This is a genomic window from Clostridium sp. DJ247, from assembly GCF_014231265.1.
Window position 1 is genome coordinate 17,852 of the sequence record NZ_JABAIW010000042.1, and the last position, 13,881, is coordinate 31,732.

The 13,881-nt window shown below is 33.5% G+C and carries 4 protein-coding genes; all 4 read left to right on the forward strand.

The genetic code is table 11. The annotated features are described in order from the left end of the window. Window positions 1–188: 188 nt before the first annotated feature. The 4 genes from HGI79_RS15940 to HGI79_RS15955 all read left to right on the forward strand — a co-directional run bounded on the left by HGI79_RS15940 (window position 189) and on the right by HGI79_RS15955 (window position 13,868). On the forward strand, window positions 189–3,851 hold the full coding sequence (locus HGI79_RS15940) for a S8 family serine peptidase (RefSeq protein ID WP_185651679.1): 3,663 nt from the start codon (window positions 189–191) through the stop codon (window positions 3,849–3,851). Window positions 3,852–3,960: 109 nt separating this feature from the next. Continuing rightward, window positions 3,961–12,909, forward strand: a complete 8,949-nt coding sequence (locus tag HGI79_RS15945; protein ID WP_185651680.1) for a S8 family serine peptidase — start codon at window positions 3,961–3,963, stop codon at window positions 12,907–12,909. Between the two features lie 14 nt (window positions 12,910–12,923). Continuing rightward, the gene (locus tag HGI79_RS15950; RefSeq protein ID WP_185651681.1) at window positions 12,924–13,370 is read left to right on the forward strand and encodes an SMI1/KNR4 family protein; all 447 of its coding nucleotides are present in this window, start codon (window positions 12,924–12,926) and stop codon (window positions 13,368–13,370) included. 258 nt (window positions 13,371–13,628) lie between these two features. Beyond that, on the forward strand, window positions 13,629–13,868 hold the full coding sequence (locus HGI79_RS15955; protein ID WP_185651682.1) for a hypothetical protein: 240 nt from the start codon (window positions 13,629–13,631) through the stop codon (window positions 13,866–13,868). The last annotated feature ends 13 nt before the right edge of the window (window positions 13,869–13,881 follow it).

The window sequence follows — 13,881 nt, forward strand, 5'->3', positions numbered from 1 at the left end:
GCAGGTTTGATACAAAGCATATTTAACATCAAATTGTAGTGAAGCTTCTAAATAAAATTTAAAGCCTACTGATAACGGATTTATCACGTACTAATTCATGTAAAATCTAGATATAAAGAAGAAAGGGAGGCGGTATATATTTAAATTAAAATTTAGTTACAAGTAGAAAGGTAGGGAGGTATTTAGTCTTGCAAAAAAAACGAATAAAGAGTATTTCAGTATCTATTTTGATAATCACAGCTTTTACGCTCTTCTCACAGCCCCTTCGAGTATTTAGCATCAATAATGAAGTTCCTCAGCAAGCAAATAAAAACATAAACGCAGTTTTAGATAAGTCAGACAAGAAGGAAAATGTAGAAATAAAGCAAGAAGAAAAGCTAGAGGCAGAACAAAAAGAAGAGGCAGAGGTGAAGGAAGCGGAAAAGACAGACGGAGAAGTTAAACTTAAGGAAAAGGATAAAGCTAACGGTAAAAAAAGTGAGGCTGAATTAGAAGCTTTAAATCCGATAAGACAGTACAAGACAAATCGATTTATTGTGAAATACAAAAACGAAACAGATAACGAAAGGTTAGTCAATGGGATAAAGGACAAGGTTAAAGTTAAAGCTGCTAGGAAAATAAAGAATAAAAGGTTAAATGTAATAGTAACTAATGACAAAATGGCTCCAGCAGATTTTATAGAACAGGTTAAGCAGAATAAGCTGGATGATGACATTGAATATATTCAACCAGATTATCAAGTACAGTTATCCTCCAATGATGCCTATTTTAACAAACAGTGGGCTATGGGTAAAGAAGATTTAAACAATACCACTGTCAATAGTGCAAACACAGATCAGTCAATAATAGAAAATATAACTACAAATGCATCAGTATCAGGAGATACAACTACAGGAGCATCAATTTCTGAATTTAGTGCTAATGTAGCTTCGGCATGGAAAAGTTCACAAGGTGATGGCGTTATAGTGGCTGTTCTTGATACAGGAATTGACATTACCCATGAAGATTTAGCAGAAAACATATGGACAAATGAAAAAGAAATAGCAGGAAACAATGTTGATGATGATGGCAATGGAATCATTGACGATATACACGGGTGGAATTTTTATGATAACAACAATATAGTTCATGATCCAAGCTTAGCTTATGACGAGGGACATGGAACCCATGTAGCTGGCATAATAGGTGCTGCAATAAATAACAATAAAGGAATTGCTGGAGTTGCACCTAAAGTTAAAATTATGCCTTTAAAGGTATTCAGTAATGGACAGGCATATACCAGTGAAATTATAGACGCAATTGATTATGCTACAAAAATGGGAGCTAAAATTGCAAATTGTAGTTGGGGAAGTACTAGTAATAACTTAGCTTTAAATGAGGCCATAGATAACTCAGGAATGCTTTTTGTTACAGCTAGCGGAAATGATGCAATGAATATTGATACAAATCCTATTTATCCTGCTTCTTTTGAAAATGGAAATATTATCAGTGTAGCTTCAATTAAAGAAAGTGGTGCATTATCCTCCTTTTCAAACTATGGAACTACTTCTGTTGATGTTGCTGCACCTGGCGAAAATATTTTGAGTACTTTACCTAATAACAGTTATGGTGAAAGTAGTGGTACATCAATGTCAGCGGCTTTTGTATCAGGAGAAGCTGCTCTTATACTTAGCAAATATGGAAATATGACAGCTAGTGAACTGAAGAAAAAAATAATAGATTCATCAGATACCGTATCTTTACTACAAGATAAGATATACCAAGGCAATATAATAGACTGTGCTAATGCTGTGTTATATGATGATTTAACTAATAAAAAAATTATTACCCTGACAAAGGATCAGGTTTACTCACCTGTTCAGAATAGTAATGAAACTAAACAAGATTTTACTTTATTTTCTACCGGATTCTGGTCAGGTTTTGGATATATGCAAACTCCTAGATATACTTTTGGGTCTGCAGCAGTAAATGGAAAATTATATGCTATAGGTGGTAGAGATAGTTCTTTTTCGCTCTTAAACGATGTTGAAGTGTACGATCCAACATCAAATACATGGACAACAAAGGCAGCAATGCCAACACCAAGGGCGAAATTAGCAACTGCCGTAGTAAATGGGAAAGTATATGCTATAGGTGGCAACAATGACGCAACACAGTATCCCGATCCTATGTATGCTGAAGAATATATTTCTTCAGTACTAGATACTGTAGAAATATATGATCCAGTACTAAATACGTGGACAACGGGGGCACCATTGCCAATACCATGTTACTCAGCAGAGGCAGCAGTGGTGAATGGTAAGATATATGTTATTGGTGGATTAAATCGCCGCGGAGTTATGGGATTTTATATGGAATATGGTATAGAGGATAGTTTAAATACGGTACAAGTATATGATCCATCAACTAATACTTGGAGTATTAAGACAAGCATGCCTGCTGCAAGATATTCATTTGGTATAGGGGCAGTAAATGGAAAAATATATGCAATGGGCGGCTATCTATACTCAGAAGGTTATTATATGACAAATAGAATAGAACAATACGATATTGCAACAGATACATGGACTTCGGTTGGAAACATGCCAACGGCTGAAGCTGAATTTGGAACTACAGTAGTAAATAACAAAATATATACTGCTGGGGGGATTACTGGTAATGATAGTGTATTAAACACTGTGCAAGAATATGACCCTAGTACAGCCTCATGGGTATTTGATCAAAGTATGTCTACACCTAGAGAGCAGTTTGGTTTTGGTGCAATTGGTTCAAATTTATATAGCTTTGGAGGGTATTCAGGCACAAGTGTTGTAAACTCTCCAGAAAAGGCTCCAATCACACCGGCAAGTGATGATTATGGAAATGATTCTAGTTCTGCAGCATCAATGACTATAGGAAATCAAATACCAGCAGCGATTAATTACGCTGGAGATGTAGATTTTTTTAAATTTACACCAATCTTTAGCGGAACTTATATTATTGGAACTACTGGAACTACAGATACCTACGGTTATTTATATGACTCGAACCAAAATCAGCTAGCATATAATGATGATTCTAATGGAAGCTTAAATTTTAGTATAAGCTATAGCTTAATTGCCAATCAAACATATTACATTAAGGTGAGACATTGGAGTAGTAGCGGAACTGGATCTTATAGCCTTGCAGTAAAAGATAGCGTTGGTAATGATTTTAACTCTGCCACTGTAATACAGGCTGGGAGCAACATATCTGCAGCAATAGAGTATGCTGGAGATTTTGATTTCTTTAAATTTACTCCAACAGTAAGTGGAAGCTATACTATTTGTACTACTGGTACCACTGATACCTATGGATATCTATATGATGTTAATCAAAATCAACTAGCGTATAATGACGATTCAAATGGAACTACAAATTTTACTATAAGATATGCTTTAATAGCAAATCAAACATACTACATTAAAATTAGACATTATTACTCTTTTGGAACTGGAGCATATAGTTTCTCTATAAGCCAAGTGCAAAGCTCACAAACTTATACGATAACAACAAGCAAACAAAGCTTTAACTTATTGTTAACTGCATCAAGCGTTGATGACTTCAACAAACACTTGTTTACAGTTAATTTTAATCCTAGTGTAGTAGCTGTAGATGACTTATGTAGTATGACACCTACAAAGGATATTGCAACAGGTAATATTACAGGTACTAGTATTAACGTTGTTAAATATGATCCCGTTAATGGTATTATTCAATTTACTGTGAGTCAAAGCATAAATTCAGGAAAAATTTGGTCTGGTCCAGTAAATACAATACTTTTTAAAGCTTTAACTGGTGGTACATCTACTATAACTTACACAGTACAATAATAACAGTTAACGGAATGAGAATATTGAATAAAGTTGACTAAGTGGAAAGTTACTTGTTTTAGTTAGAGGTATTTAGAGTAAGTATAATATAAACAAAAAGGAGAATAGTATGAAGAAAATTAAGAGTTTTATTGCTATTTTCTTAACATTTTTATTACTATTTCAATGTATGAACTTTAGTGATATTTCAAACATAAATAGTAAAAATGTATATGCAGTTAGCAATGGAAAACTACAATCAAATAGTATCTTTATGGTAGAACCGTCATCAGACAATACAACTGTTACGAATTCTGAAAACATCGTAGCAAACCAGTCAAGCACTAACATTAATATTAGTAATAAAAACAATACTAGTTATAGTGATAGTAGTGATAACAGTGATAATAGAACTGATCGTTTTATCATTAAGTACAAAAATCAATCTGGCAGCAATAATTTAAATACAAAACTGAAAAAACAAATTAAAAAATCAAAAAAGTTAAATAGCCAACATTTCAATAATGGAATAGATTCTATTGTTTTCGACACTAAAATGACTACGGATGAATTGTTAGGGGAATTGAAAGATCAAGGGATTGACTCAACTATTGAGTATATTGAACCAGACAAAGAAGTAATATTAAATTCTAACGATTCATATTTTACCAATCAATGGGGATTACAAAATTCTTCAGTTACACAAGAGCCTACTTCTGCACAGAATGTAGGTACAGATGTGGTTTCAGCTTGGAGTGAATCTCAAGGGGAAGGTGCAGTTGTTGCAGTAATAGATACAGGAATTGATATAACACATGAAGATCTTAAAGAAAATATTTTCAGGAATTCTAGTGATACATCAGATAACAGCTTAATTGGCTACAATTTCATAGATAATAACGATATAGTACACAGTTCAGCGACTGCAGCTGATGAACAGCATGGTACACATATTGCAGGAATAATTGCAGCAGTGAAGGATAACAATGTAGGAATCTCAGGTGTAGCGCCAAAGTCTAAAATTATGCCTTTAAAAGCATTTAGTAATGGTGTATCAAATGTAAGTAGTATAATAGAAGCTATTGACTATGCTGAAAAGATGGGTGCAAAGATTGCCAATATTAGTTGGGTCAGTACTGGTGACAGTATTGCCTTGAGAGAGGCAATACAAAATTCTCCGATGTTATTTGTATGCGCCGCAGGTAATTATGGAATGAATAATGATACATCTCCTGAATATCCAGCATCCTATAATTTTAGTAATGTTATATCTGTTGCATCTATTGATAGAAACGGACAAATTTCCAGTTTTTCAAATTATGGAGCAAATTCTGTTTCAGTTGCAGCACCTGGACAAGACATCATAAGCACAATTCCGGGGAATGGATATATACAAAAAAGTGGTACTTCAATGGCTACTGCATTTGTAACAGGGGAAGCGGCTCTTATATTAAGTAAATATGGAAGCATGAGTGCATCACAAATTAAAGATAGGATAATGAGTTCTTCAGATCACTTGTTATCATTGACAGGTAAGGTTACCAATGGCAATAAGATTAACTGTGGGAGAGCACTGGGAATACAAACAAATGTTAGTGGAGATATTCCTATAAGTGTAAGTACCTCTTCAGCAATTTCAGTGCCACAGTCTAATACAAGTACTTCTTCTTCGATTTCAATAAATAATAACATTCCAACTGCACCAGGTAATTTAAATGTTACAACAAAAACTGCTATATCTGTCACTTTATCGTGGACAGCTTCAACTGGTAATATGCCAGTAGCTGGATATGAGATATATGATGAAGATAAGTTGGTTGGAACAACAACAGGAGGAGCAATTAATTTTACAGTAACCAATCTTAAGGAAAATACCATGCACAGTTTTACAGTAAAATCTAAAGATGCAGCAGGAAATGTATCAAAACCAAGCAATGTTGTTAAGATAACAACAGACAATGCCAATGCATTAATTTCGCCACAGTTGCAATCAACTGATCCATCAAATAGTTTACCAAGAAATATAACAGATTACTTTGGAAAGTCAGGTATTTATGCTCCCACGGGAAATTACTCGAGAACCTTTACTGATAGGAGTATTCCATCACCTGGATTTACCTTGAATATCAATAGAACATATAATTCTTTAGATAGTAATGTGGGTAATTTTGGTAAAGGGTGGTCGTCAATGCTTGAGGCTAAGCTAGGTTTTGCAGATCTAGTAGAGCAACCATTGAACAGAAGTTACTATAATCAATTAAATGTAAGATTACCTGATGGAAGCACTGAAAAATTTACTGTATCTCAAAGCACAACTGAAACTAGAAGTGTTTGGGAAGGAGGGGTGTTAAATACGTATACTTACACCATCCCTATATACTATGCCTCAGGATTCTCAAGAAGTAAAATTTATTTTCAAAACAATGGTAATTCATATATTCTAACCCAGAAAAATCATTACTCTTATGGTTTTGATTATTATGGTCATATGATATGGATGGAGGATAACAATGGTAATAGAGTAAATGTCAGTACAAATGCAGATGGTCAAGTTTATCGTGTAACAGATACTGCAAATAGAACTTTGACTTATAATTATAATTCTCAACATCGTGTTAGCTCTATAACTGATTCAGAAAATAGAACATTTACTTATTCATATGATTCCAATGGTAATCTGATTACAGTTACGGATCCTATGCAGCATACTATTACTTACAGCTATGATGATCATTATATGTTAAATGGAATAAAAGACAAAAATTTGAATCTTATAGAATCGATAACATATATCCACGACGGAGGTTCAAACAATAATAAAGTATTGCAAGAAACTGATGAATATGGAAATGTCCATAACTATACCTACGATATTTATAACAAAAAAACAACCATAATAGATAGTAATAGCAGAAAAACAGAGGAATATTATGACTCTAACTTTTTTATTATAAGTACAGTAGATGCAGAAGGGAAAACTGTCAATAAAACTTATAATTATAATGGTGAAGTAGTATCTGAAACGGACAGAAATGGAAATACAACTATATACACTAGAGATAACAATGGTAATATAATAGATACAAAGAATCCAGACGGAAGCCACAAGACAAAAACATATGATAGTAATAATAATATCATAAGTGAAGTGGATGAAAATGGGAACTATACTTTTTATAATTATGATGCAAGTAATAATCTTATAACGAAAGCTCAACCTATAAATGGAAAGGATCAATTTACAGGGAACTATGATACCACTAAGTTTGCTATAACAAATTATTCCTATTACTCAGGAAGTGATAGTGGTTGCAATGCAAAAGGCCTTCTAAAATCTGTATCAGTTATGGTATCGCCTACTGAGACTGATACCACAACTTATATTTATGATGTTTATGGTAACATTTCTACTATAACGGATCCTGAAGGGAAGATTACTACAAATACTTATAATAGCATAGGGTGGAAGTTAAATTCTAAATCTCCTAGAGGCTTTAATACAAGTTATACTTATGATAGTAATGGAAATGTAGAAAAACAGCAGTTAAATAACGGAGAAACTACAAGGGTTATTTATGATAATAATGGAAGAAAGGTAAAATCAGTTGCACCAAATCAGTATAGTTCATCATTGGATAACATACCACAACATTCTTATAGCGGAGATTGTGGGTATAGGTATACTTATTATTCAAGTGGAAAGATTCAAACAGTAACAGACCCAGAGAACAATATAACTAAATACACGTATGATATTTATGGTAACATGCTGACAGAAACAAAACCTAGTAAAGCAGTATATAAATATGAATATGATGTTATGAATAGACCTACAAAGTATTATGTTCAGGAAGATTCAAACTCACCATGGACACTATTAGAAGAGTACTCATACAAAATAGTTCAAGGGACGCCAGCACAGACTCAAAAAACTGTAACAAAACACTTAAATGATACTGAGACTGCGGTTACAGTTACAACTTATGATTATGCAGGAAGGGTAATAACTGTTAAAAACCCAGACAGTACTCAAAGCAGCAACGTTTATAATAGTAATGGTACAGTATCTTCAACTACTGATCCTAGAGGAAGTGTAACATATTATAGATATGATGGACTTAATAGACAAACTGAAAAATGGATGCCTATAGACGCTTCGCTTTATACCTATAGTATAAAAATATATAACAATGCTGGAAGAGTAGTAAGTGAAAAAACAGGCAAAGACAAAGTAGCACTTTGGAGTGTACCAGGTAACTTTGTAACCTTAAATTATTCTTATTATAAAAATGGGAAAATTAAATCTACGGTAGATGGAGAAGGAAGAAAAAAAGAATATAGCTATGATAATGATGGCAATATAGCAAGAGAAAATGATTATACAGACACCTCAAACTTTATTGCCACAGATTACACCTACAATCAACTGGGTAAACCACTTACAAAGAGCCTTCACGTAAGACAGGGAGATATAAGTGGAAATGACATTAGTAATACTTCAGATAAATTATTGACAACAACATACGTATATGATAGCAATGGAAACTTAAAAACAATGACTACACCTGATAATATAACTACAACTTACGCATATGATAAAGTGGATAGACAGACCAGTATAAGTATGCCAGGAACTGATGGGAATGGATATCCTGTTACTATAACAAAACTCACTGCTTACAATTGGGATGGAAATCCCTTAGTAATTAAAGATGCTAAGGGTAACACTACAACAAATACTTATAGTAACAGAGGACTGCTTATTAAAGTTACCGATGCTAACGGTGGAATCAGTAAATATGAGTATGATACTGCGGGGAGAAAAATACGGGAAGTATCACCTAAGAATTATATTGAAGGTTTATCCTTAAGTGCAATGAATCATACAGAATATACTTATGATTTAATGAACAGACTTAAAACAAAAATAGAGGTATGTGTTAACACATCTGGAGCAGTAACAAAAAGTATTGTAACAAAAGCTTTCCGGTATGATGCAAATGGAAACACGACAAAGGAACTAGACGCACTTGGATACGAAGCAGGTAATTCGTTAACTGTTGATGGAAACATAGCAAATGGTTATGGAATAATAACTAGCTACAATCTTCAAAATAAGGTATCAACAATTCTGGACGCAGAATCTAAAGCAAGAAATTTATCTTATACTACAAAATATGATTATGATGCTTTAGGAAGAAAGATAGCTGAAACTAATGCAAATGGAGTAATAACAAACTACTATTATGATGATGTAGGGAATATAAAAAGAGTAACGTTAAAAAAAGCATCAGGATCACCTGAAGTAACACAAAAGACTATGACATATAATTATCTTGGAAACCTGCTTACTTCAATAGATGGAAATAGTAATACTATTACCTATGAGTATAATGCACTTGGCAAAGTAAGAAAGGTAACATATCCTGGAGATAACTCAATACCATCAAATACCATAACTTATCAGTATGATGTTTACGGAAACCTGAAAAACAAAGCTGATACAGCTGGTACTGTAGATTATTACAATTATAATTCACAGAATAAGGAAATTTCACATGTACAATATCAAAATGGTAATATGTCCTCTACTGGCATTACGACTTCAACTAGTTATGATGTTAATGGGAACAAGGTCTTTGAAAGTTTATCAAGTGGAAATTTCATCGAAAAAACTAAAACTAGTACTTATGATTCGTTAAATAGGCTTAAGACAGAAACAGTTAGTGTAACTAATTCAAGTGGCATAAAGGTTAACCAAACAACTACTTATGACTATGATAAAAATGGTAATCTTATAACAACTACCGATTGGAGAGGAAATAAATATACAAATAAATATGACTCTTTAAATAGGCTGATTGAAAAAGATAACCCATATTGTGCCATAGAGAAGATAGAGTATAATGACAATGATGTTCAGGTGGCTTCCTATGATGCTCTAAATCGAAAGACAGTATTTCAGTATGATAAGAATAATAGACTTCTTTCAACAATAGACCCTGAGCAGCACATAACAAGTCAGACCTATGATAACGTGGGTAATATTTCAAGCAAGTTTGACGGAAAGAATACTATTAGTTACCAATATGATGAATTTAACAGATTAGTTCAGGTAAAAAACGCAAAAAACGAGATTACTGTATACACTTACGATTTAAATAACAATAAGCTTTCAGAGACTAATGGAAAAGGCAATACAACTAACTTTGAGTATAACTGTCAAAACAAGCTTATAAGAAAAATAGATCAGGGGGGAAGAACCGGAACTGCTGGAAGCTATACTTATAATCCAGCGAAAACAGAAAAGTATACGTATTATTGTAATGGAAATTTAAATACTAAAACCGATAGAAATGGTAATACAACCAAATATGTTTATGACTCTCATGGAAGATTGCTTTCAGAAACTGTTGGATCATCCGTAATATCATATACCTATGATGCTAGAGGAAACCAACTAACGGTGAATGATAGTACAGGAGTTACACAAAGAAGCTATGATGAATTAAGCAGAGTTACAAAGAAAATAGTACCTAATATTGGAGAGATAGATTTCCAGTATGATATAATTCCAAATAGACCAGAACTACAATATGGTGTAATTGCTGAGACAAGTATTGATCCAAAAGGAAACAAAACTACAAAAGTCTATGATGCAGCAGGTAGAATTAAATATGTACTTGACGGAGATATAAGTTCATCAAACATTACAACATATAGTTACTATGATAACGGAAGCGTTCAAAGTATAGTATATCCTAATGGAACTAGGGAGGAGTATACTTATTATAACGATAACTTACTTAAAACGTTAATAAACAAAAAAGCTGATGGCACTATAATAGAAAGCTACAGCTACGAATATGATGCAGTACATAATATGACTAAGAAAGTAGACAAGAAAGGAACCACCAGCTATACTTATGATGTGCTCAATAGACTTTTATCAGTTACTGAACCAACTGGTATAGTGACGTCGTACACATATGATGGGGCAGGGAATAGGCTAACTGAGACTAAAACTCAAAATGGAACAACTATATCTGCAACAACCTACAACTATAATGAACAAAATAGGCTTTTGACTGCTAGAACTGTTCAAGGTGTAAATATAGTAACTGAAACCTACATTTATGATAACAATGGTAACACCACATATAAAGGAAAAGCTACTGAAACTCAAGCAGGGTCATCTGGAGAGAGCTTTAATGTATCAGTATCAGGTGAAACAGGAAGTGAGACAAGTAATAATGTTATTACTTTTTACAGTTATGACGTCTTCAATAATCTAGTTAACGTAACTACAGGTACTCATAACTACTCCTATCAATACAATGGTGAAGGTTTAAGAGTATCCAAAACTGTGGATGGACAGCTTACCCGATATTTATACGAATATGATAAACCAATACTAGAATTAAATGGCTCAGGAAACCAAGTAGGTAGAAATATTTATGGAACAAACCTAGTATCAAGAATTGTAGACAATCAAAAGCTTTATTATCTATACAATGGTCATGCAGATGTAACAGCTCTAGTGGATAGCTCAGGCGTAGTACAAGGAACATACTATTATGATGCCTTTGGAAATATCACTGAAACCACTGGAAGCATAAAGAATCCAATAAGATATGCAGGCTATCAGTATGATGATGAAATAGGGCTATATTACTGTAATGCCAGAATGTATGATCCTAAAATTGCTAGATTTTTGAATGAGGATACTTATGGAGGAGATCCAAATGATCCGTTGAGCTTAAATAGATATACTTATTGTGTAAATAATCCACTAATATATTATGATCCAACAGGACATTGGCCGGATTGGTTGGATAACGCATTTAGGTATGCAGAAAGCCAAGCTGAGAAGGCTTTAAATGATACTTATAATTCTATGGTATCAAGTTGGGCTGAGACTAAAGAAACAGTCTCTTCAGCTTGGAATTCTACTACAGACACAATTAGTTCGGCATTCAATTATACTACAGATATGCTTAGTTCAGCATGGAATACTACAACTGATATATGGAGTTCATCATGGAATTCACCAAGTAGTTGGAGTTCATCATGGAATTCTACAAGGAATACATGGAGTTCGTCATTAAATAGTATTGGTGATAAATGGAGTTCATCAGTAGGTAATATTAGTAATACATGGAGTAATAGTTTTAATTCTATAAATGACTCATGGAAATCGTCATTAAGTTCAATTGGTAGTAACTTAAACTATAGTTTGAATTCTACTAAAAATGATATAAGTAGTTGGACTTTTAATACAGCAATACCAACATATGATCTATTTTCTGGGGTTAGTATTTCATCAGCTGATAATATAGGCCATAGTTATCCAGCTAATATAGATTATAATGGTACTGTGAAAATGGATTCAACTCCTGCTCCGGTACTTGGGCCAATAATGAATAGAGTTGAAATGTTTTACAACTTTGAAAAAAATGGATTACTTAGCACTATGGCTGAGGCTAATGGACAGGTAGGTCCGGATGGCAATGTTTATATTACTGAGGATGATGTTAAGTTGGCTGATTTTGGAGCCAATTATTTGACTGGAGAAGGAATTGGTAATTTAGCTGGTGTTGCAATTAATGGAATAAGGTCCTACAAAGTTATCAATAGTGGTGAACAGTTATCAAGCGAATTTGTTGCAGGTAGTGGACTTGGAATTACCGCTGGTAAGGGGGCGGCTGAAGCTACTGGTAGAATGAATATGGCAGGCAAAACTCACCCCGTATCAGGAGTTGAGTTTGATGCTAGTGGATTCCCTAAATTTAAATCGGAGTATGGTATGCATCTTGAACCAGAAGACTATTTAAAGTCTAGGGGTACTCATTTTGATAGAGCAAGTAAGTCATTGTATGATGAAATACAGAGTAATTCTGAATTAGCAAGTAAATTTACACAGAATGAAATTGATATTTTCAAAGAAGGTGGAGTGCCTAAAAGATTCACATGGCACCATAACCAAGAACCAGGACTAATGCAATTAGTGGATAGAACATTGCACAGACAAACTGGTCATGATGGCGGCTTTAGCATATGGGGACCAGGTAACAAATAAAAGGAGGAAAGATTATGAGTAATAATATAAGGTGGATATGTGAAAATGATGATGTTGAAATTACAACTATCTCAAATGTAGAAAGTATATTGGGTGTGAAATTTCCTAAAGATTATATTGAAATTGCAATGAAAAATGATGGTGGATATCCGAAGCCAAATAGGTTCGATTTCAATGATAATGAGGAAGTATTTAATAATCTCTTAAGCTTTGATGAAGAAGATTGCAGTGATATTATAGATACCTATAATGATATAAAGGATAGGCTAATTGAAAAAGTAATCCCGTTTGCAGAAGACCCATTTGGGAATATGATATGTTTTGATTATAGAAACAATGAGCAGCCAGTAGTAGTATTTTGGGAACATGAAAAAGCATTTAATGATAAGGAGTCAGCGATAAGTTATTTATGTGACACTTTTACAGAATTAATATTGATGTTGCATGAACCTCAAGAATAAGAGATTGTCACTCATAGACTTACTGCAAAAAACAAATCATTCTAACTGCATAATAATAATCCTGCAGCGAGCATGTGTACAAAGCAAATAGCAATGCTAAAATGGTAGTAATAGTAAAAAACTGTTGCTACCATTTAGTTTTGTAACTACAGTTTCAGCCCCAAGGGGGTAAGAGAACCTGAAATTGTATTACCAAGTAAACCACATAAAAATGGAACAGAGGGACACTGGGAAACTATATTAGATGAAATAGAAGACATGAAAAATAGTGGTGATTATAAAAAGATATACTCAAATAAAGGGCTTAGTAATGAAATTCCAGGAGCAAAACCGAATAATAGACCAGATGTAATGGGTGTAAGACATGATGGTACAATAGACCAAGTAGAAGTACCAAGTAAAACAGATGACCCAGCAGATTTAATTCAGAGAATGATTGATAATCAAAAAATAATTGAAGATAGGGCTGGAACAATAAAAGTGAGACCAATAAAATAAGTGAGGAGAATAT